This window comes from Marilutibacter maris (assembly GCF_003233695.1).
Taxonomy (GTDB): Bacteria; Pseudomonadota; Gammaproteobacteria; order Xanthomonadales; family Xanthomonadaceae; genus Marilutibacter; species Marilutibacter maris.
In genome coordinates, this window is the sequence record NZ_CP029843.1 from 946,143 (window position 1) to 969,715 (window position 23,573).

Here is a 23,573-nt window from a genome sequence, read left to right on the forward strand (position 1 = left end):
CAGGGGCTCAGCAGTCGTCCGCGCGGAACGCATCGCGCAGCCAGTTCAGTCTCGGTGCGGCCGGGTCGCCGTCGGCCTCGATCACGTCGAAGCGGCAGGGCAGGTCGGCGTACCGCGGATGGCGGGCCAGGAATGCCTGCGCGGCGCGGATCAGGCGACGCCGCTTGTGCACGTCGACCGAGGCCGCGCCGCCGCCGAAGCCGGCGCCGTGACGGTAGCGGACCTCGACGAATACCAGGCCGTCGGCATCGCGCATGACCAGGTCGATCTCGCCGCCGCGGCTGTGCGCGTTGGCGGCAACGGCACGAAGTCCGGCCGCCAGCAGGTGGCGGCGCGCGGCCGCCTCGACCGCCGCCCCGCGGGCACGACGGTCGGCGCCACGGTCAGCGTCGGTCGCCACCGCCGGGCAGCGGCATCACCACGCCGCTGACGAAGGTCGCCCAGGTCGGGGTCCGCTTGACGTTGCCGAAACCGTCGACCTGGAGGGTGCCGGTCGCGCCCTGGATCGATCCGTCGGAGCTCTTCACCAGCTTCTCCATATAGGCCGAGAGCAGCCAGGCGTCGTAGCCGAACGCGAACAGCCGCGCCGCCGGGCCCCTGGCGGTCGGCAGCATGGTCGCCGCGAACCCGGGCGAGGGCAGGCCGGTGATGCCGCGAGCGGTCCAGGTCTCGGTCGGGAACGCGATGCCGTCCAATGCGCGGTCTTCTTCCGAGCTGCCGATGCCCGACAGCAGTTGCGAGGTGCCGACCCGCGGCACGCCGCCGAGGCCGGCCAGGGCCAGCTTCGGCGCCAGCCCGCGTGCGGCGCCGCCGCGCATGGCCAGGAACACGGCGTCGACGCCGCCCTCGCGCGAGGCGAACGGGCTCAGATCGGCGATGCCCTCGCCGACCACGTCGGTGACGGCGCCGCCACGCTCGACGAGGCGCTCGCGCAACGCGTCGACCATGCGCCGCTGGCTGTCCTCGCCGCCGCTGACGACCAGCACGCGCCCGGCGTTGCGCGACAGCAGGTATTCCGCGGCGGCGATGCCCTCGTCTTCAGGCGACAGCGCGAAGCTGGCATTGCCCGGCGGCGGCGATTCGCTGCCGCTGTTGAGCGCGAGCAGCGACACCGGCATCGAACCGCGCGCGAACAGCGCGTCGACGGCGGTGCGGTCGAGCGGGCCGACCACGAAGTCGTTGCCCTCGGTGACCGCGCGGTCGTAGGCCGACAGGGTGCCGGCGGTGCTGCCGGTGGTGTCGTAGAAGGTGATCTCGGGTCGGCGGCGGCGCTCGCCGTAGTAGCCGGCCATGAAGCCGTCGCGCACCGGCGAGGACGCGACCGCGAGATCGCCCGTCAGCGGCAGCAGGATCGCCAGCTTGACCGGAGGCCGGTAACCGTCGGACTCGGCCGGCGGCCGGTTGTTGGCGTCGAAGGTCCAGGCGCTGTGGTCGAACGGGCGCGGCAGCGCAAGACCTCGATCGAGCAGGGCCTGGCCCATGTAGTTGTAGAGCGCATCGCCGGGCGGCAGCGCGGCGGCCTCGCGGGCGAGGCTGTCGTTGTCGAGCTGGGACAGCAACTGGTGGATCCGGCGTTCATTGTCGAGTCGGGCCTGGCCGGTCAGCACGGTGCCACCGCGGGCGAGCGCATCGGCTTCGGCCACGACCGGATTGCGGACCACGGCGGTTTCGGCCGTCGGCCGGACCCCGAACCCGCCGCAGCCGCCCAGCAGCAGGATCGCCAGGGCGGGCGCGAGCAGCCGGCTGGCGGAGCGGGTCGGGAAGCGGTGGGCGGCGGAAACGGAGAACTTTGGACTCATCGGCGGGCATCCTGCGCGGCGCTGCGTGGGCGCGGTGTCGAACGGAAAGGTCGGGCCTGGGCCCGGGAACGGGTACGATTCTAACCGCGCACCACCTGAATCCACCTGTCGGACCCGCAATGCCCGCAACGCTGCACGTCGTCGCTACCCCGATCGGCCACCTCGGCGACCTCAGCCCGCGCGCGCTCGAGACCCTGCGCGGCGTCGATGCGATCTGCGCCGAGGACACCCGCCATACCCGTCAGCTGCTCGCCCACTTCGGCGTCGAGCGGCCGCTGGTGGCGCTTCACCAGCACAACGAGGAGGCCCAGGTCGCGCAACTGGTCGAGCGGTTGCGGGCGGGACAGTCGCTGGCGCTGGTGTCCGATGCGGGCACCCCGCTGGTCAGCGACCCCGGCTACCGCTTGGTCCGCGCCGTGCGCGCCGCCGGCATTCCGGTGTCGCCGGTGCCGGGCGCCTGCGCGGCGATCGCCGCGCTGAGCGTGGCCGGGCTGGCCTCGGACCGCTTCGCCTTCGAGGGTTTCCTGCCGGCCAAGGCCGGTGCCCGCCGCGAGCGGCTGGCCCGGCTCGCGGCCGAGCCGCGCACCTTGATCTTCTACGAGTCCGCGCATCGGATCGAGGCGTCGCTGGCCGACATGGCCGCGGCGTTCGGCGATGACCGCCACGCGGTGCTGGCGCGCGAACTGACCAAGCTGTTCGAGACCGTGCTCGACGGCGCGCTCGGCGAACTGTGCCAGCGCGTGGCCGAGGATCCGAATCAGCGCAAGGGCGAGTTCGTGCTGATCGTCGACGGCGCCGGCGAGGATGCCGACGCGCGCATCGTCGAGGGCCGTCGCCTGTACGCGAAGCTGGCCGATCACCTGCCGCCATCGACCGCGGCCAAGCTGGCCGCCGAGCTCAGCGGCGCGCCGCGCAAGGCGCTGTATGGCGGGTAGGGCGTCGGCCGGGTGGACATGTGCCTGATCCTTGCGGCATGCCACGTGGGTCTGCGGCGGAGGCGACCCGCGTCCGCTTCGACCGCGAAGCTGTAGAATGGCAGCCGCGGAGTCGGCCAGACAGTCGCGTCATCCGCAAGGGTGCCGAGGAAAGTCCGGGCTCCATAGGGCACGGTGCCAGGTAATGCCTGGGCGGCGAGAGCCGACGGAAAGTGCAACAGAGAGCAGACCGCCGATGGCCCTGCCGTCGCCGAAAGGCGGAGGCGGGCACAGGCAAGGGTGAAACGGTGCGGTAAGAGCGCACCGCGAGTCCGGCAACGGACCGGCACGGCAAACCCCACCGGGAGCAAGACCAAATAGGGAGGCAATGCCGCGGCCCGCGGTGTCTCCGGGTAGGTTGCTTGAGCGCAGCGGCGACGTTGCGCCTAGAGGAATGACTGTCCACGACAGAACCCGGCTTATCGGCCGGCTCCGCCCCACCCACATGCCAACCCGGTGCGCAAAGCACCGGGCTGGCATGTGGGTGGGCTACGCCGTTCGCGCTTCGCGCGAAACCGGGCGATGCGGGGGCATCGCCCGGCCCGGCGCCATTCATCCGATCCACCGCTCGCGCCTTGCCAAGGGGGGAGCGTGACCTTGCCGCCATGCGGCAACGCCACCCCAAGGTTTGCGTTGCAAACCTCGGGCCCCGGCTCGCGCTCCCAATCCCCCGCTCGCGCCTGCGGCGTTCGCCGCCCCCTTGCCAAGGGGGCGTGGGCTGAGGGGTGGGACTGGGTGGGACCGCGTTCGCGGGTACTGATGCGGTCGTGGCCCTGCCACTGACGGCGCCGACGTCCCCGCAGGGCGCGCGGTGTCCGATTGCGGGCGGACGCTGCCGTCCGCGCTGCTGATGCTGCGTCGCAATATCCGGTCGCCGCGGCGAGCAGGGTGACCCGGGGTGGCGGTCTGGCTGAGCGATCTAGCTGAACCAGCCTTCACATCGTGCCGGTTCTGGGCTTTGTCTCAAAAAATGAGACGAAACAACACTTAGTGGATAAGTCTTGAACAAGTCTCTGAAGTTCGGCTTAAGCCATTGATGTGCTTGGTGAAATTTGTCCCGAAAAGTTGTTGACAACCCTGTGGGGCGTGCCTAAGGTGGGCATCCGAGGGAAAACCGGGATTTTTGTGGTTTTTCGTGGCCGGGAATGTCCGGATCCGACGTTCCCATCGACAGGCAGAAGGCAGACCCGCCCGCAGAGGCCGGCTTCCAACAGGTGACCCATGTTCCAGGGCGAGACCGCCATCACGATCGACGACAAGGGCCGGCTGGCGGTGCCCACCGCCTACCGCGACCTGGTCGCGTCCGAGTGCGGCAATCGGCTGGTGATCACCTACAACCCCTTCGAGTCGGGGTCGCTGTACCTGTATCCGCAGGCGGTCTGGGAGCGCATCCGCGACCAGGTCAATGCCCTGCCCAAGGTCAAGAAGGTCAATCGCGCGATGCAGCTGAAGCTGGTCGGCGCGGCGAGCCATGTCGAACTCGACGGCAATGGCCGCATCACCGTTCCTGCCAGTCATCGCGCCGCGGTCGGTATCGAACGCAAGGCGGTGTTGCTGGGCATGGGCGACAAATTCGAGCTGTGGAGCGAGCAGGCGCATCACGCGCAGATCCAGCAGACGGTGTCTGACGAGGATCTGAGCGAAGAGCTGCTCGATTTGCAGCTGTGAGGGGGGGTGGCATGGAGCGCGCATCGGCGCCATCCGGCCACCTCCCCGTGATGTACGCCCAGGTGTTGGACGGCCTGCGCGTGATCGGGGATGGAGCCTACCTGGACGGCACTTTCGGGCGTGGCGGTCACGCGCGCGGGGTGCTCGAACAACTCGGCCCCGGAGGCCGGCTGCTGCTGATGGACAAGGATCCCGAAGCGATTGCCGTGGCCGAACGCGAGTTCGGCGGCGATCCGCGCGTGTCGATCCGGCGCGGCAGTTTCGCCGCGCTTGCCGACTGGGACGCCACCGAGGCCGGACTGGACGGTGTGCTGTTCGACCTTGGCGTGTCCTCGCCGCAGTTGGACGTGGCCGAGCGCGGTTTCAGCTTCGGCAAGGACGGTCCGCTGGACATGCGGATGGACCCCGACAGCGGCGAGAGCGCGGCGCAATGGCTGGCGCATGCCGACGAGCGCGAGATCGCCGACGTGCTGTGGACCTATGGCGAGGAGCGGATGAGCCGGCGGATCGCGCGTGCGATCGTCGCCGATCGCCCGCGCGCCGCGTTCACCCGCACCGCGCAGCTGGCCGAGCTGATCGCGCGGGTGATGCCGCGCGGCGATAGCAAAACCCATCCGGCGACCCGCAGCTTCCAGGCGATCCGCATCCACATCAATCGCGAGCTGGCCGACCTGGAGTCGGGGCTGGACGGTGCGCTTGAGCGGTTGAAGCCGGGTGGGCGGCTGGCAGTGATCAGCTTCCACTCGCTGGAGGACCGCGTCGTCAAGCAGTTCATCGCCCGCCACAGCAAGGCGCCGCCGGCGAACCGGCGGATGCCGGTCGAGGTCGCCTTCACCCCGCGGCTGCGCGCGATCGGCTCGGCGATCAAGGCCGAGCCCGGCGAGACCGAGAGCAATCCGCGTGCCCGCAGCGCGGTGCTGCGCGTGGCCGAGAAGCTGGCGGTCGCCGGCGGGAGGGGCGCATGACCCTGCGCCTGGCCCTGGTCGTACTGCTGGTCGCCAATCTGGCCAGCGCGCTGGCGGTGGTCTATGCGCGCCACCAGCACCGGCAGGCGTTCGTGCAGCTGAGCCGGCTGGAAAAGGCCCGCGACGAGCTCGACATCGAGTTCGGCCGCCTGCAGCTCGAACAGGCGACTTGGGCGGAGAGCAATCGCATCGACCAGGTCGCGCGCGACCGGCTCGGAATGAAGTTCCCGGAAGGGGATGAAATCGTGGTGGTGCGTCCATGAGCCCGCGCCGCCGCCCCGGCTCGAACTTCCGCGACTCGATGCGCGAGCGTATCGGTGGCCTGCTGCGCGACCGTCCGGGTGCGGGCAAGTCACGCAACCGGGTCCGTTACAACCCGCGCAACCGCCTGTTCCTGGTCGGTGGCGTGCTCGGCCTGTGCTCGCTGGCGCTGGTCGCACGCGCGTTCACCCTGCAGGTCGTCAACGCCGACTTCTACCGTCGCCAGGGCGACGAGCGGATCCTGCGCGAGATCGAGATCCCGACCTCGCGCGGCATGATCACCGATCGCAACGGCGAGCCGTTGGCGGTGTCGACCCCGGTCGAGTCGGTCTGGGGCAATCCGCAGGAGCTGCTCAAGGCGCCGGAGCGCATCCCCGAGCTGGCGGCGGTCCTGGGGGTGCCGGCCGACGGCCTGACCCGCAAGCTGACCCAGCGCGCCGATCGCGAGTTCATGTACCTCAAGCGCCGGATCAATCCCGACCAGGCGCGCGCGATCCTCTCGCACAACATTCCCGGCGTGTACTCGCAGCGGGAGTTCCGTCGTTTCTATCCCCAGGGCGAGGCGCTGGCGCACGTGCTGGGCTTCACCAACATCGACGACCGCGGCCAGGAGGGTCTGGAGCTGGCCTTCGACGAATGGTTGCGCGGCACGCCGGGCAGCAAGCGGGTGATCCGCGACAGCCGCGGCCGCATCGTCGAGAACGTCGAGCTGATCGAGGCCGCCCAGCCCGGTCATGAGCTGACCCTGACCATCGACCGCCGGATCCAGTACCTGACCTTCCGCGAACTGCGCGCGACCCTGGAGCGCACCGGCGCCAGCAGCGGATCGGCCGTGGTCCTGGATGTCGCCACCGGCGAGATCCTGGCGATGGCGAACCTGCCCACCTACAACCCCAACGCGCTGGGCGGGCAGCCGTCCGACGCGCGCCGCAATCGCGCGGTGACCGACGTCATCGAGCCCGGTTCGACGATGAAGCCGCTGACCGTGGCCGCGGCGCTGGAGGCCGGCGCGATCACCACGTCCACGGTGATCGACACCAGCCCGGGCTGGATGCCGAACGGCCGCTTCCGCACCAGCGACTTCCGCAACTACGGGGTCCTGGACGTCACCGGGATCATCCGCAAGAGCTCCAACGTCGGCGTCTCCAAGATCGTCCATCGCCTGCAGGACCAGCCGTACTACGACTTCCTGCACCGGATGGGCTACGGCCAGAGCACCCACAGCGGGTTCCCCGGCGAGTCGGCCGGGGTGTTGACCCCGCCGTCGCGCTGGAGCGGCACCACCAAGCAGACCATGTCCTACGGCTACGGGCTGTCGGCGACGCCGCTGCAGATCGCCTCCGCCTACGCGGCGCTGGGCAATGGCGGCAAGCTGATCGCGCCGACCTTCGTCAAGGGCCAGCGCAACGATCCGGCGCAGGTGCTGGATCCGCGCATCGCGCGCCAGGTGCTGCGGATGATGCAGACCGTGACCGAGACCGGCGGCACCGCGACCCAGGCCGCGATCCTCGGCTACCACGTCGCCGGCAAGAGCGGCACCGCGCGCAAGTTCAACAGCAGCGGCGGCTATTCGCGCCGCTACATCTCGTTCTTCGCCGGCGTGGTGCCGGTGGAGAATCCGCGCTTCTCGATGGTGGTGGTGATCGACGATCCCGATCCGGCCAAGGGCTACTACGGCGGTCTGGTGTCGGCGCCGATGTTCAAGACGGTGATGGACGGCGCGCTGCGGCTGATGGACGTGCCGCCGGACGATATCGAGACCTGGCTGGCGGCGCAGGCGGCCGAGGAGGCCAAGCGCCACAAGGCCGACGGGCGTGCGGCGAGTGTCGCCGGAGCGGGCGCCGCGACCCTGGCCGCGCAGGCGGCCGCCGCCCCGGAAGGTGTGCGATGAGCGCGGTGACCCGCAAGCGGACGCCATTGGCCGAGCTGTTGCCGGACGTGCCGGCGGTTCCGGCCGGGCTGGCGATCGGCGGCCTGGTGATGGACAGCCGCGAGCTGCAGGCCGGCGACGCCTTCGTCGCGATCGGCGGCTTCGGCACCCATGGCCTCAAGTTCGTCGACGACGTCCGCGCCAAGGGCGCCGCCGCGATCCTGTTCGAGCCGCCGGCCCCCGCCGACGCGCCGGCCCCGGCCGATGCGATCGCGGTCCCCGGACTGCGCGCGCGCCTGGGCGAGATGGGCGACCGCTTCTACGGTCGGGTCAGCGAGCGGATGGACGTGGTCGGGGTGACCGGCACCAACGGCAAGACCTCGACCGTGCAGCTGCTGGCGCAGGCCTGGTCGCTGCTGGGCACCACCAGCGGCACCATCGGCACGCTTGGCTCGGGCCTGTACGGACGGGCGATTGCGACCGGCTTCACCACCCCGCTGGTGCTGCGCCTGCATGCCTTGATTGCCGACCTGCACGCGCAGGGCGCCGACGCCTTGGCGATGGAGGTCAGCTCGCACGCGCTGGACCAGGGACGCGCCGACGGCGTGCATTTCGACGTCGGCGTGTTCACCAATCTGACCCGCGACCACCTCGACTACCACGGCGACATGGCCCGCTATGGCGCGGCCAAGGCGCGCCTGTTCGCATGGCCGGGACTGAAGGCCGCGGTGATCAATGTCGATGACGGCTTCGGCCGCGAACTGGTCCGTTCGCTGGAGGGCACGGGCCTGCGCGTGCTGGCCTGCAGCTCGCGCGGCACCGGTGGCGCCAATGTCACCGCGCGCCAACTGCGGCTGGATGCGCGCGGCCTGCTGTTCGAATTGGGTATCGACGGCGAGAGCTATCCGGTGACCTCGCCGTTGCTGGGCCGCTTCAACGTGGACAACCTGCTCGCCGTCGCGGGCGCGCTGGCCGCGTTGGGTCACTCGTCGGCGGAAGTCGCGCAGGTGCTCGGGCGGTTGCAGCCGATCCACGGCCGCATGAACCGCCTGGGCGGCGACGGCACCCATCCGCTGGTGGTCATCGATTACGCGCACACCCCCGACGCCCTGGAGCAGGCGCTGGCTTCGGTGCGCGCGCACGCGGCGGCGCGGGTGATCTGCGTGTTCGGCTGCGGCGGCGAACGCGACCGCGGCAAACGCCCGCAGATGGCCGCGATCGCCGAACGCCTGGCCGACGAGGTGATCGTGACCGACGACAACCCGCGCGGCGAGGACGGCGATGCGATCGTCGCCGAGATACTCGCCGGCTTCGCCAGCGCCGATGCCGTGATCGTGGAGCGCGATCGCCGCGTCGCGATCGAGCGCGCGATCGGCGCGGCCGGTCCGGACGACATCGTGCTGGTCGCCGGCAAGGGCCACGAGCCCTACCAGGAAATCGACGGCGTCCGTCACCCGTTCGACGATACCGAGGTCGCGCGTGCGGCGCTGGGGGTGGACGCATGAGGCCGCTGCAGCTGTCCGATATCGCGCGCATGACCGGCGGCCGGCTGTCCGGCGAGGACCGGGTGATCGACGTGGTCGCCACCGACACCCGTCACCTGCCGCCTGGCGGCGCGGTCTTGTTCGTGGCGATCCGCGGCGAGCGCTTCGATGGCCACGACCACGTCGAAGCGGCGGCCGGGGGCGGGGTGATCGCGGCGCTGGTCTCGCGCGAGATCGATTGCGCGCTGCCGCAGGTGGTCGTTGCCGATACCGAGCGCGCGCTGGGCGATCTCGCCGCCGCCGTGCAGCGCGAGCGCCACAACAAGGTCATCGCGATCACCGGCAGCAACGGCAAGACCAGCGTCAAGGCGCTGCTGGCCTCGATCATGCAACGCGCCGCCGCGACCTACGCGACCCCGGGCAACCGCAACAACGAGATCGGCCTGCCGCTGGCGGTGCTGGAAGCGCCGGAGGACGCGGCCGTGGCGATCTACGAGATGGGCGCGGGCAAGCCCGGCGACATCGCCTATCTGACCCGGATCGCGCCGCCGGACCTGGCGTTGGTCAACAACGTGGCGCCCGCGCACATGGAGCGCATGGGCAGCCTGCTGGGCATCGCCGACACCAAGGCGGCGGTCTACGACGCGCTGCCGGCCGATGGCGTCGCGGCGATCAACGCCGACGACGCGTTCGCCCCGTTCTTCGCCGAGCGCGCGCACGGACGCAGGCTGATCCGCTTCGGCCTGGAGGCCAGCGCCGAGGTCGGTGCGCGCGACATCCGCCTGCACGAGGGCGGCTCGCGGTTCGTGCTGACCACGCCGGTGGGCGAGGTCGAGGTCGCCCTGGCGATGCCGGGACGGCACAACATCAGCAATGCGCTGGCGGCGACGGCGCTGGCGCTGGGCGCCGGTGCCGAACTGGCGACGATCGCCGCCGGCCTGGAGTCGGCGCAGCCGGTGGCCGGACGCCTGGTCGCCCACCGCCTGTCCGGCGGCGCGATGCTGATCGACGACAGCTACAACGCCAATCCCGGCTCCGCCGCGACCGCGATCGACACGTTGGCGTCGCTGGGCGGCGAGGGCTGGCTGGTACTCGGCGACATGCGCGAGATGGGCGCCGATGCCGGCTCCCTGCATGCCGAGGTCGGACGGCGCGCGCGCGCCGCCGGCCTGCGCCGCCTGTTCGCGCTGGGTCCGCTCAGCGCCGAGGCGGCGGCCGCGTTCGGAGACGGCGGCGAGGTCTTCGCCGATCACGACGCCCTGGCGGCCGCGCTCAACACCGGCCTTGCCGGAGCCGCGGGCGGGGATGTCCGGGTGCTGGTCAAGGGCTCCCGCGGCAGTGCGATGGAACGGATCGTGTCCGCACTGCTCGCCACAGACAATCCGGACGGAGCAGGCGCCCCGACCGCAGACGAAACAAGGGGGCCGCATGCTGCTTGAACTCGCCCGTTGGCTCGAACAGTTGCAGAGCGTGTTCGGACTGTTCGGCTATCTGACCTTCCGCGGCATTCTCGCCGCCCTGACCTCGCTGGCGTTGTCGCTGTGGTGGGGGCCGTGGGTGATCCGCCGGCTGGCCCAGCTCAAGGGTGGCCAGCCGATCCGCAAGGACGGTCCGGAGTCGCACTTCTCCAAGGCCGGTACGCCGACCATGGGCGGAGCGCTGATCCTGCTGACGGTGCTGGCATCGGTGCTGCTGTGGGGCGACCTGCGCAACCGCTACGTCTGGCTGGTGCTGGTGGTGATGGTCGCGTTCGGCTGGATCGGCTGGTGGGACGACTGGATCAAGATCGTCAAGCGCGATCCCAACGGCATGAAGTCGCGCTGGAAGTACCTGCTGCAGTCGCTGTTCGGCCTGGGCGCGGGCCTGTTCCTGTTCTACACCGCGGATGCGCCGGCGACGACCACCTTCTACATCCCGTTCTTCAAGGCGGTCGCGCTGCCGCTGGTCGGCATCACCTTCGTCGCGATCGCCTACTTCTGGATCGTCGGCTTTTCCAACGCGGTCAACCTGACCGACGGGCTGGACGGACTGGCGATCATGCCGACCGTGCTGGTCGCCTGCGCGCTGGGCGTGTTCGCCTATGCCTCCGGCCACGCCGAGTTCTCGCAGTACCTGCAGATCCCGCGGGTGCCCGGCGCCGGCGAGCTGGTGATCATCTGCGCGGCGATCGCGGGCGCCGGGCTCGGCTTCCTGTGGTTCAACACCTATCCGGCGATGGTGTTCATGGGCGATATCGGTGCGCTTTCGCTGGGCGCGGTACTGGGCACGATCGCGGTGATCGTCCGCCAGGAACTGGTGCTGGTGGTGATGGGCGGCATCTTCGTGGTCGAGACGCTGTCGGTGATGATCCAGGTCGCCAGCTTCAAGCTGACCGGCAAGCGGGTGTTCCGGATGGCGCCGATCCACCACCACTTCGAGCTGAAGGGCTGGCCGGAGCCGCGGGTCATCGTCCGTTTCTGGATCATCTCGGTGATCCTGGTCCTGATCGGCCTGGCGACGTTGAAGGTGCGCTGATGAGCGACTACGCCACCACCCGCCCCGGCAGCCGCCAGGCCACCCGCATCGACGACATCAAGGGTCGCTTCGACCCCTGGATCGTGGGTGCGGTACTGGCGCTGGCGTCGCTGGGCGTGGTGATGGTCGGTTCGGCCTCGCTCTACCAGGACAGCAATCCGTACCACTACTTCGGTCGCCATCTGGCCTTCCTCGCCGGCGGCGCGGTGCTGATGGCGATCGCGATGCGCAACGAGCTGAAGACGGTGGAGCGCTACAACCACCTGATGCTGCTGGGGTGCTTCGTGCTGTTGCCGCTGGTGTTCGTGCCCGGGCTGGGCGTGAGCGTCAAGGGCGCGCACCGCTGGATCAACCTCGGGGTGGCGGGCTTCCAGGTGGTCGAGGCGGTCAAGGTCTTCTTCATCGTCTGGCTGGCCAGCTACCTGGTGCGGTTCCGCGACGAGGTCAATGCGACCTGGATGGCGATGCTCAAGCCGATCGGCGTGGTCGCGGTGCTGGTGGTGCTGTTGTTGCTGCAGCCGGACTTCGGCTCCTCGTCCCTGCTGCTGGCGATCACCGCCGGCATGCTGGTGCTGGGCGGCGTGAACATGCCGCGGATGTTCGGGCCGGTGCTGGTCGGGCTGCCGCTGCTGGCGATCGTCGCGATCGCCGAGCCGTACCGGATGCGCCGCCTGACCTCGTTCATGGACCCGTGGGCCGACCCGTTCGGCAGCGGCTACCAGCTGACCAATGCGCTGATGGCGGCGGGCCGCGGCGAGTGGTTCGGCGTCGGCCTGGGCGGGTCGATCCAGAAGCTGTACTACCTGCCCGAAGCGCATACCGACTTCATCCTCGCGGTGATCGCGGAGGAGCTGGGCTTTGTCGGCGTCTGCGTGGTGATCGGCCTGTACGCGTTGCTGGTCGGGCGCGCGTTGTGGATCGGCCTGCAGTGCGTGGAGATGCGCCGCCATTTCGCCGGCTACCTCGCCTTCGGCATCGCCTTGTGGATCGGTCTGCAGAGCTTCGTTTCGATCGGCGTCAACCTGGGCCTGTTGCCGACCAAGGGACTGACCCTGCCGCTGATCTCCTCGGGCGGTTCCAGCGTGCTGATGACCTGCCTGGCGATGGGCCTGCTGATGCGGGTGTCCTACGAGCTGGAACGCGCCCAGCGGCAGGTCGCGCGCCTGCGCGGCGAGGACACCGCCGCGGCGGCCGCGCCCGCCGAGCCCGCCAATACAACCCGGCCGACGGCGCGCCCGCTGCCGGTCGCCGCCGCCCTGCGCGCCGGCGACGGCGGTTCCCGTGGCACCAGTCGTTTGCGCCAGCGGGTCGAACCGACCCTCGGGAGGGTCGGATGAGCGGCCCGGTGGTGATCCTCGCCGGCGGCACCGGCGGCCACATCTTTCCCGGCCTGGCCGTGGCCCGGGTGCTGCGCGCGCGCGGGGTGGCGGTGAACTGGCTCGGCGCCGAGGGCGGGATGGAAACCCGACTGGTGCCGCAGCACGGCATCGAGATCGAGACCATCGCCGTGCGCGCGATCCGCGGCAAGGGCATGGCGGTCAAGTTGGCCGCGCCGTGGCGCCTGCTCAAGGCGGTGCTGGCGGCGCGCGCGTGCCTGAAGCGCCTGCGGCCGCGCGCGGTGATCAGCTTCGGCGGCTTCGCCGCGGGACCGGGCGGGCTGGCCGCGCGCCTGCTCGGGGTGCCGCTGTTCGTGCACGAACAGAACCGCGCGCCGGGGCTGACCAATCGCGTGCTGGCGCGGATGGCGCGACAGGTGCTGACCGGCTTCCCGGAGACCTTCCCGATGCTGGAAGAGACCGTGGTCGGCAATCCGGTGCGCGCGGAGATCGCCGCGGTGGCGCCGCCGGAGGCCCGCTACGAGGGGCGCGAGGGGCCGCTGCGTCTGCTGGTCCTCGGCGGCAGCCAGGGCGCGCGGGCCTTGAACGAAGCGGTGCCGAAGGCGGTTGCGGCGCTGCGCCACGTCGTCGAATTCCAGGTCCGCCACCAGTGCGGCGAAAAGATGCGCGCGGAAGCCGAGCGGTCGTACTCGGAGGCCGGGGTGGAGGCGTCCATCGAGCCGTTCATCGCCGACATGGCGGAGGCCTACGCTTGGGCCGACGTGGTCGTGTGCCGGGCCGGCGCGTTGACCCTGGCCGAACTGTGCGCGGTCGGTACCGCCTGCATCCTGGTGCCGTTCCCGCAGGCGGTCGACGACCATCAGACCAAGAACGCGGAATTCCTGCAGATGCGCGGCGCCGCCCAGGTGCTGCCGCAGGGGGAGACGCTGTACCAGCGGCTCTCCGCGACCCTCGAAATTCTCGACCAGCGCATCGACCTGCAGCGCATGGCGGTGTGCGCCCGCGCGCTGGCGCGGCCGGACGCGGCCGAGCGGGTCGCCGACGCGGTGCTGGGACACAACACTCAGAAGGAGCCGGTTGCATGAGCGCGACCGTACGCAGCCGCCGGTTGCAACACGATGGCGATCTCGCCAAGGCATTCCCGCGCGTGCATTTCGTCGGCATCGGCGGCACCGGCATGAGCGGCATCGCCGAGGTGATGTGCACGCTCGGCTACCAGGTATCGGGTTCGGACCTGGCCGACAACGCGGTTACCCGCCGGCTCGCCTCGATCGGGATCACCGTGCACCGCAAGCATGTCGCGTCGAACGTGCTGGGCGCCGACTGCGTGGTCGTCTCCAGCGCGATCCGCCCCGACAACGCCGAGCTGATGGAGGCGCGCGCGCAGCGCATTCCGGTGGTTCCGCGCGCGGAGATGCTGGCCGAGCTGATGCGCTTCAAGCGCGGCATTGCGGTGGCGGGCACCCACGGCAAGACCACCACCACTTCGCTGACCGCCAGCGTGCTCGGCGAGGGCGGGGTCGACCCGACCTTCGTGATCGGCGGCCAACTGCTTGCCGCCGGCGCCAACGCGCGCCTGGGCAAGGGCGACTGGCTGGTCGCCGAGGCCGACGAGAGCGACGGCAGCTTCCTGCGCCTGAATCCGCAGATCGCGGTGGTCACCAACATCGACGCCGATCATCTGGAGAACTACGGCGGCGAGTTCTCGCGGGTGCAGGCGGCGTTCGAGGAGTTCATGCACCGGCTGCCGTTCTACGGCCTGGCGGTGCTGTGCATCGACGATCCCGAGGTCGCCGAGCTGGCGGCGAAGACCCCGCGCCACGTGATGACCTACGGCACCCACGCCGAGGCCGACGTGCGCGCCGAGGACATCCGCCAGCAGGGCGCGGCGATGCATTTCACCCTGTGCCTGCCGGATGCGACCCGCACCGCGGTGGAGTTGGCGCTGCCGGGTCACCACAACGTGCTCAACGCACTGGCCGCCGCCGCGGTCGGCTGGCAGCTGGGCGTGTCGGCCGAGGCGATCGCCCGGGCGTTGCAGGGCTTCGCCGGCATCGGTCGTCGCTTCAACCTGCTGGCCGAGCTGGAGACCCCGAAGGGCGCGAAGGTGCAACTGGTCGACGACTACGGCCATCATCCCAAGGAACTGGAGGCGGTGTTCGCCGCCGCGCGCGGCGGCTGGCCCGACCGGCGCCTGGTGGTCGCGTTCCAGCCGCACCGCTATTCGCGCACCCGCGACCTGTTCGACGAGTTCGCGGCGGTGCTGTCGACGGTCGACGCCCTGGTGTTGACCGAGGTGTATCCGGCCGGCGAGGCGCCGATCGTCGGCGCCGACGCCAAGTCGCTGGCGCGCGCGATCCGGGCACGCGGACGCATCGACCCGGTGGTCGTCGGCAGCGCGGGTGAGCTGCCGCGGGTGCTGCCGGACGTGCTGCGCGATGGCGACCTGCTGCTGGTGATGGGGGCCGGCGATATCGGTCATACCGCCCAGGAGCTGGTGGCCGCCGGGTTCGTCGACGCCGATGGAGACGAGGCATGAGCGCCTTGCCGGCCGCGCCGCGTTTCTCCGACCCGGGTGTGTTCGGCCGCGTCGCCGTGCTGATGGGCGGCACCAGCGCCGAGCGCGAGGTGTCGCTGGACTCGGGCCGCAATGTGCTGGAGGCGCTGCGTTCGCGCGGCATCGACGCGTTCGCCGTCGATGGCATTCCGGCCCTGGTCGAGGCGATCCGCGCCGGCGGCGTGGATCGGGTGTTCAACATCCTGCACGGCAACCGCGGCGGCGGCGAGGACGGCGTCCTGCAGGGCCTGCTCGATGCGCTCGGCGTGCCCTATACGGGGCCCGGTGTGCTCGGCTCGGCGCTGACCATGGACAAGATCCGCACCAAGCAGGTGTGGATGGCCGAAGGGCTGCCGACCCCGGGCTTCGCGCGCCTGGCCGCCGGCGAGGACCTGGTCGCCGCCGCGCGTGCGCTGGGGCTGCCGGTGTTCGTCAAACCCTCCTGCGAAGGCTCCAGCGTCGGCGTGTTCCGCATTCTCGGCGAACAGGATCTGGCCGCCGCGGCGGAGTTCGCCGCCGGCTATGACGGCGAGCTGCTGATGGAGCGGATGGTGCAGGGCCCCGAATTCACGGTCGGCATCCTCGGCGATCTCGCGCTGCCGTCGATCCGGATCGAGCCGGCCGGCGAGTGGTACGACTATCACGCCAAGTACGTCGCCGACGACACCCGCTACATCTGCCCCGGGATGGAGGGCGAGGAGGAGGCGGAGATCGGCCGCCTCGCGCTGGCCGCGTTCCGCGCCGCCGGCTGCAGCGGCTGGGGCCGGGTCGACGTGATGCGCGACCGCGAAACCGGCCTGCAGCTGATCGAGGTCAACACCGCGCCGGGCATGACCAGTCACTCGCTGGTGCCGAAAGCCGCGGCCGAACTCGGCGTCGATTTCGCATCCCTGTGCTGGCTGATCCTGGAACAGACGCTGCCGGAGCAGACCCGCGTCGAAGGTCGCGAAGGAGGCGCGCACGCATGAACGCGCTGGTGCGCCTGATCGGCTGGACCCTGGCGGTGGCCCTGGTGGTGCTGCCGGTGGTCGCCGTGCTCAAGGGCTGGATCGGCCAGGAGCAGTGGCCGCTGACCCGCCTGCGCGCGACCGCGGAGTTCCAGCGCGTCGACGCGGACGCGTTGCAGAAGACGCTGATGCCCTACGCCAAACAGGGCTTCTTCGCGGTCGATCTGGAAGCCGCGCAGGCGGCGGTGGCGGCGCTGCCCTGGGTCGAGCATGCCGAGGTGCGCAAGCGTTGGCCCGACGTGCTGGAGGTGTCGGTGGTCGAGCACCGGCCGTTCGCGCGCTGGGGCGATGCACGCCTGCTGTCCGAGCAGGGCCGGCTGTTTCCGGCCGACGGCATCGAGGTGCCGGCGCACCTGCCGAAACTGGACGGTCCCGACACCCGGGTCTCCGACGTGGTCCGCTTCTACAACGAGTCGCGCACGCTGTTCGCGCCGCTGGGCGTCGGCGTGCGCAGCGTCGCGCTCGACGCGCGCGGCAGCTGGACGCTGGACCTGGCCAGCGGCACCACGGTCGTGGTCGGCCGGACCCGTCCGAACGAACGGCTGCGTCGCTTCATCCGCGTCGTTCCGCAACTGGTCGCGCAGCGCGCGCATCGGCTGGCGCGCGCCGACCTTCGTTACACCAATGGTTTTTCGTTGACCTGGGGCGAGGCGATCGAGACCCCGGCAGCTCCGCAGACGCAAGGACAATCATGAACCGCAAAGGCGACAAGTCGCTCATCGTCGGCCTCGACATCGGCACCTCCAAGGTGGTGGCGCTGGTGGGGGAGTACACCCCCGACCACAGCGGGCCCGGCAATCCGATCGAGGTGATCGGCATCGGTTCGCACGAGTCCAGGGGACTGCGCAAGGGTGTGGTGGTCGACATCGAGTCGACCGTGCAGTCGATCCAGCGCGCGGTCGAGGAGGCCGAGCTGATGGCCGGCTGCGAGATCCGCTCGGTCTACGCGTCGATCTCCGGCAGCCACGTGCAGTGCCGCAATTCGCAGGGCATCGCGCCGATCCGCGACGGCGAGGTCAGCCATGGCGATCTGGACCGGGTGCTGGAGGCGGCCAAGGCGGTCGCGATCCCGGCCGACCAGAAGATCCTGCACGCGATCCCGCGCGACTACGTGCTCGACGATTCGCAGGAAGGCATCCGCAATCCGGTCGGGATGACCGGCGTGCGCCTGGAGGTGCATGCGCATCTGGTGGTCTGCGCGCAGTCGGCCGCGGCCAACGTCAGCAAATGCGTGCAGCGCTGCGGCTTGCAGGTCGACGACCTGATCCTGGGCGTGCTCGCCTCCAGCCAGGCGGTGTTGACCAGCGACGAGCGCGAACTGGGCGTGGTGCTGGTCGACATCGGCGCCGGCACTACCGACATCGCGGTGTTCGTGCATGGCGCGATCGCGCATAGCGCCAGTTTGCCGATCGCCGGCGACAAGGTCACCGAGGACATCGCCCACATGCTGCGCACGCCGACGCCGGAGGCCGAGCAGATCAAGGTCCGCTACGCCTGCGCGCTGGCGCAGATGGCGACCGCGGAGGAATCCATCCAGGTGCCCTCGGTCGGCGACCGGCCGCCGCGGCGGATGCCGCGCCACTCGCTGGCGCAGGCGGTGCAGGCGCGCTACGAGGAGCTGTTCGAGATGGTCCAGGCCGAGCTGCGTCGCAGCGGCTTCGAGCAGCACGTGCGTGCGGGCATGGTCCTGACCGGCGGCGCCTCGAAGATGGAGGGCGTCGTCGAGCTGGCCGAGGAGATGTTGCAGATGCCGGTGCGCGTCGGCATTCCCCAGCACGTCACCGGCCTGGGCGAGGTGGTCGGCAATCCGGTCCATGCGACCGGGGTCGGCCTGCTGCTGATGGGCAGCCAGATCGAGCATCCGCGGCGCCCGGTGATTCCGACCGGGCGGGCCGGCTCGTTCTTCAACAAGTTGAAGAACTGGTATCGCGGCGAATTCTGATTTCACGAGGTTCCGGCGAGGGCGCCGGGACCCGGCAGGCGAGGCGGAAGGCAGCACCACATGGCACCGGCAACACACGCAATCTCCCCAATGCAAGAACACAACAACAACTAGCACTGCACAGACAGAGGACGAGGACATGGCACATTTCGAACTGGTCGAGAGCATGGCACCCAATGCCATCATCAAGGTCATCGGCGTCGGCGGCGGCGGCGGCAACGCGGTCGCGCACATGGTCAGCAGCAACGTCGACGGCGTGGAATTCATCACCGCCAACACCGACTCGCAGGCGATCAAGAACTGCGGGGCCAAGCTGCAGCTGCAGCTGGGCAGCAACGTCACCAAGGGCCTGGGCGCAGGCGCCAACCCCGAGGTCGGCCGTCAGGCCGCGCTGGAGGACCGCGAGCGCCTGATGGATGCGATGGAAGGCGCCGACATGGTGTTCATCACCGCCGGCATGGGCGGCGGCACCGGCACCGGCGCGGCGCCGGTGGTCGCGCAGCTGGCCAAGGAGATGGGCATCCTGACCGTCGCCGTGGTCACCAAGCCGTTCCCGTTCGAGGGCCGCCGCCGCATGCAGGTCGCGCTCAAGGGCATCGAGGAGCTGAGCCACCACTGCGATTCGCTGATCACGATCCCGAACGAGAAGCTGATCACCGTGCTCGGCCGCAATGCGACGATGATCCAGGCCTTCCGCGCCGCCAACGACGTGTTGCTGGGCGCGGTGCAGGGCATCGCCGACCTGATCGTGCGTCCGGGCCTGATCAACGTCGACTTCGCCGACGTGCGCACGGTGATGTCCGAGATGGGCCTGGCGATGATGGGCACCGGTGCCGCCCGCGGCGACGACCGCGCCCAGGCCGCGGCCGAGGCGGCGATCCAGAACCCGCTGCTGGACGACGTCAACCTGTCCGGCGCCAACGGCATCCTGGTCAACATCACCGCCGGTCCGGACTTCACCATGGCCGAGTTCGACGAGGTCGGCCGCACCGTGGAGCAGTTCGCCTCCGAGGACGCGACCGTGGTCATCGGCACGGTGCTCGACCCGGACATGCAGGACGAGGTCAAGGTCACCGTGGTCGCCACCGGCCTGAACCGGGCGGTCTCCAAGCAGTCGCGTCCGAACGAGCAGCGCGCGCCGATCCAACTGGTCCGCAACGGCACCACCGGCCAGCCCGAGTTCAGCGCGATGGACGAGGCGCCGGCGCCGGCGGCTCCGAGCTTCGGCGGCAGCCTGCGTCGCGGCGGCATGGCCGACGCCGCGCCGGCGGCATCGTCGTCGGCTCCGGAAGCCGCCGACTTCGGCAGCGACAGCAGCTACCTGGACATCCCGGCGTTCCTGCGCCGGCAGGCCGACTGATGCCGTCCTTGGCGATGCATCGAGAGGACGGATCGTCCGGCCTGTCCATCCATGGCCAGGCGTTCGACGCCGCGCGAGGCAGTGCCTCGCAAGCGCGGCGCCTCACCCTGCGCCGGCAGGCCGACTGACCGTCGGCGCTGCGGTGGCCGCCCGCGAGTCGGGCAGGCCAACTCCCTGAATTGGCCGGACTCGTCCCCGGCCAGGCGGGATATTCGCCCCGGACCCGCTCCGGGGCCTTCGACCGGTCCGCGACCCGGACCGGTCAGTTTCGCGGCCGTCGATGACAGGCGGTCGAGCTGCGGCGGCTGAACCGGCTTTTCGTTCAGGTTCAGCCACATGCGTGGTATTCTCCCCCGTGATTTTGGGCGTGCCGCCATGGCACGCATGCAGGCATGACGCCCCCGCGTGGATCGTCCGGAAAGGCGACGGATTTGCGGGGGCCGGCAGCCTGGGCTTCGAGACCATAACTACATAGACAGGCCCACCCGAACATGTTGCGCCAGCGCACCCTCAAGAATCTGATCCGCGCCACCGGCGTGGGCCTGCACAGCGGCGAGAAGGTGTTCCTCACCCTGCGCCCGGCCCCGGTGGACAGCGGCATCGTGTTCCGCCGTGTCGACCTCGACCCGGTGGTGGAGATCCCCGCGCGCGCCGGACTGGTCACCGAGACCATGCTGTGCACCGGCCTGAGCTGTGGCAGCGGCAAGGTCATGACGGTCGAGCACCTGATGTCGGCGCTGGCCGGGCTGGGGATCGACAACGTGATCATCGACCTGTCCGCGCCGGAAGTGCCGATCATGGACGGCTCGGCCGGCCCGTTCGTGTTCCTGCTGCAGTCCGCCGGCATCGCCGAGCAGGACGCGCCCAAACGCTTCATCCGGATCACCCGGCCGGTGGAAGTCCGCGACGGCGACAAGATCGCCCGCTTCACCCCGCACGAGGGGTTCCGGATCGGCTTCACCGTCGAGTTCGACCACCCGGCGATCCCGGCGTCGCAGTCGCGTGCCGAGGTCGAGTTCTCGACCGCCTCCTACGTCAAGGAAGTCAGCCGCGCGCGGACCTTCGGTTTCATGCGCGACCTGGAGTTCATGCGCGAGCGCAATCTCGGCCTGGGCGGCTCGATGGACAATGCCATCGTGCTCGACGAGTTCCGGGTCCTGAACGAGGACGGCCTGCGCTATGCCGACGAGTTCGTCCGCCACAAGATCCTCGACGCGGTCGGCGATCTTTACCTGGCGGGGCGACCGATCATCGGCGCCTACGAGGGCTTCAAGTCCGGGCATGCGCTGAACAACAAGCTGGTGCGCGCGCTGATCGCCGAACCCGCGACCTGGGAAGAAGTCAGTTACGTCGACGAGCGGCAGCCGGTTCCGGTGGCCTACGGCACTCCGATCAACGCCTGAGCAGGCAGCGCCGCGGGCCCGTGACGCCCGCCGTTTCCCCTTCTTGACCTCCGATCCGTGCCGCCCGAGCGGCGCGCTCGGAGCGCGTGCGCGTGTTGACGGACGGGATGCGCAGGGCTGCACGGCGCAAACGTGCGATCGTCACAGACGTGAACAAATGCCCGCAAGTTAACTAAAAACTAACATAAATTTTCTTATTTATTTCTTTTTAGTTAACAAATGGCGGGATTTGCGCCAGTAGGATGCCCCGTCCCCCGGACATTTGTGGGCGTTTTCCCTCAATGACCGGACTTGGAATCGTCCGTATCGCCCGAATCGGCGGTCGGCAGCGAATCCAGGGCGGCCCGCAGCGCCTGCTTCGCGCGTGCGGACATGGGGACAGGCTGACGTGGAGCCGGTCTTGGCGGCGCATGGGGAGTCTTCGACGCCTTGATGACCACGTCGGTTGCAGTAAGCCCGATGGAGCGGGCCACGTTGAGCAGTTCCGGTGCGGACATCCTGAGTCTGGATTGCCACACCGGAGCGTCGACGACAAAAACCAGCTTGCCGTGATTGATATTCGCAAGCCTCGCGTGCGGGGCCAGTGAAGGCGGCAGATGGGGACGTAGGCGACGGTCCACCTCGTCGAGCCAGAGGGCACGACGGATCGGGTCGCCGGCGGGTTCCGCGAGCAGCGCATCGAGCGCCTCCTGCGGAGCCGGCTGACGACGCGGGGACCTGGCTTTGGAATCAGACATCGGAAATATGACCTTCGAGAACATCATTCAATCATCGCGCCGGGCCGCCGCCCACCTGCTCTGGCAGGGACAGCGGTTCGGTGCGGCCCGGCCCGGTCTGTGCGCCTCGCTGCTGCTCGCGACCGGGCTGGGCGTGGGACTTGGAGCCGGCGTCGCGATGACCGCCACCCTGCGTGTGCAGGTCGCCGACCAGCAGGCCCAGATCGAGGATACCCGTCGCGAGGCCCAGCGCGAGATCAATGCGCTGGCCGCCCGTCTGGGCGAACTGCAGGCCGAGGCCAACCGCCTCAACGCGCTCGGCGAGCGGCTGACCCGGATCGGCCAGTTGCAGGACGGCGAGTTCGACTTCGAGAAGCCGGTCGGCGTCGGTGGCGCCGGCCCGGTCGAGGATATCTCCAAGCCGGAGCTGGACGAAGGGCTGCAGCAGCTCGACGCGCAGTTCGAGGCCGCCGGCCAGCAGCTTTCGGTGCTGGAAGCGCTGCTGTTCAGCCGCCAGCTCGATCTCAACGCGGTGCCGTCGCGCTCGCCGGTGGCCCGCAGCTACATCACCTCGGGCTTCGGCTACCGCGCCGATCCGTTCCGCGGTGGCCGCGCACTGCACAAGGGCATCGACTTCGACGCCAACACCGGCGACCCGGTGTTCGCCGTCGCCGACGGCGTGATCAGCTACTCCGGTGTGCGCTCCGGCTACGGCAAGGTGGTCGAGATCGATCACGGCAACGGCTACGTGACCCGTTATGCGCACAACTCCAGGTTGAGCCGCAAGGTCGGTGAGCTGGTCCGCGCCGGACAGGAAATCGCCAAGGCCGGCTCGACCGGTCGTTCGACCGGCGCCCATGTCCACTTCGAGGTCTGGGAGAACGGTCGCGTGGTCAATCCGCGCAATTTCCTCAGCCAGCAGTCGCCGCTGAAGGGGTGATCGGGACGGGCTGGCCGAGAAAGGCCGATTCGAATGCGGACAGATCGGAACGGGGCGGAAACGCCCCGTTCTTGCGAGTGGGGCAGGGGAACAGAGCGGGATCGCAGGAGTGGCATAAGCCGCGATCCCCGGGCTCATGGCAAACGCCCATCGGCTCCTGCATTGGATTTCATGGCCGCAGCCCCCTGAGTCAGGGGGCGATTCGCATCGCAGATGCGAATCGGGGTGTGAAAGCGCAACGGCGGGGCCCAAGGTTTGCGCAGCAAACTTTGGGAGATATCCGGGCGCAGCCGGATATCGTTCCCCCTGAGTCAGGGGGCGATTCGCGCCGCAGGTGCGGATGGGGGTGTGGAAGCGCAACGGCGGGGCCCAAGGTTTGCGCAGCAAACTTTGGGAGATATCCGGGCGCAGCCGGATATCGTTCCCCCTGAGTCAGGGGGCGATTCGCGCCGCAGGTGCGAATGGGGGTATGGCAGTGCAACGGCGGGGCCCATGGTTTGCGCAGCAAACTTTGGGGATTCCCGGGCACAGCCCGGGGATCGCGGCTTGCGCCGCTCCTACGGGATCCTGGATGGCCAAGGTGGCCCCGAGGGGAAGGGCGCCTCATCCTCGGCCGTGCGCGGCACAGCCGCTCCGGGCGCTCGGAAGCCTGCAAGGCAATGCCTTGAGGGGAGGTCTCCTCGTTCCGGCCCTCGGCCACGGGCCTCGGGCGCTCGTCGGCTTACAAGGCAGTGCCTTGTAAGCAAGCCTCCTCGGTCCGGCCCTACACGGCACAG

At 69.8% G+C, this 23,573-nt stretch carries 20 protein-coding genes and 1 other RNA gene; 18 read left to right on the top strand and 3 right to left on the bottom strand.

Annotated elements, in window-relative coordinates:
• Positions 1 to 7 precede the first annotated feature (7 nt).
• The gene (locus tag C9I47_RS04250) at positions 8 to 400 is read right to left on the bottom strand and encodes a YraN family protein (RefSeq protein WP_111265643.1); all 393 of its coding nucleotides are present in this window, start codon (positions 398 to 400) and stop codon (positions 8 to 10) included.
• Positions 384 to 1,799, bottom strand: a complete 1,416-nt coding sequence (locus tag C9I47_RS04255) for a penicillin-binding protein activator (RefSeq protein WP_111265644.1) — start codon at positions 1,797 to 1,799, stop codon at positions 384 to 386. The genes C9I47_RS04250 and C9I47_RS04255 overlap by 17 nt, the downstream gene beginning before the upstream one ends.
• Positions 1,800 to 1,918: 119 nt before the next feature.
• On the opposite strand from C9I47_RS04255, the gene rsmI reads away from it, so the two are divergent.
• The 17 genes from rsmI to lpxC all read left to right on the top strand — a co-directional run bounded on the left by rsmI (position 1,919) and on the right by lpxC (position 21,141).
• A complete protein-coding gene (gene rsmI / locus C9I47_RS04260) occupies positions 1,919 to 2,734 on the top strand; it encodes a 16S rRNA (cytidine(1402)-2'-O)-methyltransferase (protein WP_111265645.1) in 816 nt (271 codons plus the stop codon).
• Between the two features lie 108 nt (positions 2,735 to 2,842).
• Positions 2,843 to 3,211: RNase P RNA component class A (rnpB, locus tag C9I47_RS04265), an RNA gene on the top strand.
• A 783-nt stretch (positions 3,212 to 3,994) separates the two neighbouring features.
• Positions 3,995 to 4,441, top strand: coding sequence for a division/cell wall cluster transcriptional repressor MraZ (gene mraZ, locus C9I47_RS04270; protein ID WP_111265646.1), 447 nt, complete (start codon positions 3,995 to 3,997; stop codon positions 4,439 to 4,441).
• Between the two features lie 11 nt (positions 4,442 to 4,452).
• Complete coding sequence (rsmH, locus tag C9I47_RS04275) at positions 4,453 to 5,406, top strand: 16S rRNA (cytosine(1402)-N(4))-methyltransferase RsmH (protein ID WP_111265647.1); 954 nt, start codon at positions 4,453 to 4,455, stop codon at positions 5,404 to 5,406.
• Positions 5,403 to 5,669: a cell division protein FtsL gene (gene ftsL, locus C9I47_RS04280; RefSeq protein WP_111265648.1), complete on the top strand. Its 267-nt coding sequence runs from the start codon at positions 5,403 to 5,405 to the stop codon at positions 5,667 to 5,669. Before rsmH ends, ftsL begins: the two co-directional genes overlap by 4 nt.
• Positions 5,670 to 5,707: 38 nt before the next feature.
• Positions 5,708 to 7,558, top strand: a complete 1,851-nt coding sequence (locus C9I47_RS04285) for a peptidoglycan D,D-transpeptidase FtsI family protein (RefSeq protein WP_111267955.1) — start codon at positions 5,708 to 5,710, stop codon at positions 7,556 to 7,558.
• Positions 7,555 to 9,042, top strand: coding sequence for a UDP-N-acetylmuramoyl-L-alanyl-D-glutamate--2,6-diaminopimelate ligase (locus C9I47_RS04290; RefSeq protein WP_111265649.1), 1,488 nt, complete (start codon positions 7,555 to 7,557; stop codon positions 9,040 to 9,042). The genes C9I47_RS04285 and C9I47_RS04290 overlap by 4 nt, the downstream gene beginning before the upstream one ends.
• Positions 9,039 to 10,460, top strand: a complete 1,422-nt coding sequence (locus tag C9I47_RS04295; RefSeq protein WP_111265650.1) for a UDP-N-acetylmuramoyl-tripeptide--D-alanyl-D-alanine ligase — start codon at positions 9,039 to 9,041, stop codon at positions 10,458 to 10,460. Before C9I47_RS04290 ends, C9I47_RS04295 begins: the two co-directional genes overlap by 4 nt.
• Positions 10,450 to 11,535 carry a phospho-N-acetylmuramoyl-pentapeptide-transferase gene (gene mraY / locus C9I47_RS04300; RefSeq protein ID WP_111265651.1) on the top strand — a complete coding sequence of 362 codons (1,086 nt, stop codon included), beginning with the start codon at positions 10,450 to 10,452 and terminating at the stop codon, positions 11,533 to 11,535. Before C9I47_RS04295 ends, mraY begins: the two co-directional genes overlap by 11 nt.
• Positions 11,535 to 12,872 carry a putative lipid II flippase FtsW gene (ftsW, locus tag C9I47_RS04305; RefSeq protein WP_111265652.1) on the top strand — a complete coding sequence of 446 codons (1,338 nt, stop codon included), beginning with the start codon at positions 11,535 to 11,537 and terminating at the stop codon, positions 12,870 to 12,872. Before mraY ends, ftsW begins: the two co-directional genes overlap by 1 nt.
• A complete protein-coding gene (murG, locus tag C9I47_RS04310; RefSeq protein ID WP_111265653.1) occupies positions 12,869 to 13,957 on the top strand; it encodes an undecaprenyldiphospho-muramoylpentapeptide beta-N-acetylglucosaminyltransferase in 1,089 nt (362 codons plus the stop codon). The genes ftsW and murG overlap by 4 nt, the downstream gene beginning before the upstream one ends.
• Positions 13,954 to 15,411, top strand: a complete 1,458-nt coding sequence (gene murC, locus C9I47_RS04315) for a UDP-N-acetylmuramate--L-alanine ligase (RefSeq protein ID WP_111265654.1) — start codon at positions 13,954 to 13,956, stop codon at positions 15,409 to 15,411. The genes murG and murC overlap by 4 nt, the downstream gene beginning before the upstream one ends.
• The gene (locus tag C9I47_RS04320; protein ID WP_111265655.1) at positions 15,408 to 16,397 is read left to right on the top strand and encodes a D-alanine--D-alanine ligase; all 990 of its coding nucleotides are present in this window, start codon (positions 15,408 to 15,410) and stop codon (positions 16,395 to 16,397) included. The genes murC and C9I47_RS04320 overlap by 4 nt, the downstream gene beginning before the upstream one ends.
• The gene (locus C9I47_RS04325) at positions 16,394 to 17,131 is read left to right on the top strand and encodes a cell division protein FtsQ/DivIB (RefSeq protein ID WP_111265656.1); all 738 of its coding nucleotides are present in this window, start codon (positions 16,394 to 16,396) and stop codon (positions 17,129 to 17,131) included. The genes C9I47_RS04320 and C9I47_RS04325 overlap by 4 nt, the downstream gene beginning before the upstream one ends.
• Entirely contained in the window at positions 17,128 to 18,378 is a 1,251-nt protein-coding gene (ftsA, locus tag C9I47_RS04330) for a cell division protein FtsA (protein WP_111265657.1), read from the top strand. Before C9I47_RS04325 ends, ftsA begins: the two co-directional genes overlap by 4 nt.
• A gap of 139 nt (positions 18,379 to 18,517) precedes the next feature.
• Positions 18,518 to 19,738 (top strand): cell division protein FtsZ, encoded by a 1,221-nt coding sequence (gene ftsZ, locus C9I47_RS04335; RefSeq protein WP_111265658.1) that lies wholly within the window; start codon positions 18,518 to 18,520, stop codon positions 19,736 to 19,738.
• A gap of 491 nt (positions 19,739 to 20,229) precedes the next feature.
• Positions 20,230 to 21,141, top strand: a complete 912-nt coding sequence (gene lpxC, locus C9I47_RS04340) for a UDP-3-O-acyl-N-acetylglucosamine deacetylase (protein ID WP_111265659.1) — start codon at positions 20,230 to 20,232, stop codon at positions 21,139 to 21,141.
• Between the two features lie 278 nt (positions 21,142 to 21,419).
• Here lpxC and C9I47_RS04345 read toward each other — a convergent pair whose 3' ends face one another.
• On the bottom strand, positions 21,420 to 21,902 hold the full coding sequence (locus C9I47_RS04345) for a DUF721 domain-containing protein (RefSeq protein ID WP_190238602.1): 483 nt from the start codon (positions 21,900 to 21,902) through the stop codon (positions 21,420 to 21,422).
• On the opposite strand from C9I47_RS04345, the gene C9I47_RS04350 reads away from it, so the two are divergent.
• Entirely contained in the window at positions 21,886 to 22,797 is a 912-nt protein-coding gene (locus C9I47_RS04350; protein ID WP_111265661.1) for a M23 family metallopeptidase, read from the top strand. The two genes, C9I47_RS04345 and C9I47_RS04350, sit on opposite strands and share 17 nt — an antisense overlap.
• The last annotated feature ends 776 nt before the right edge of the window (positions 22,798 to 23,573 follow it).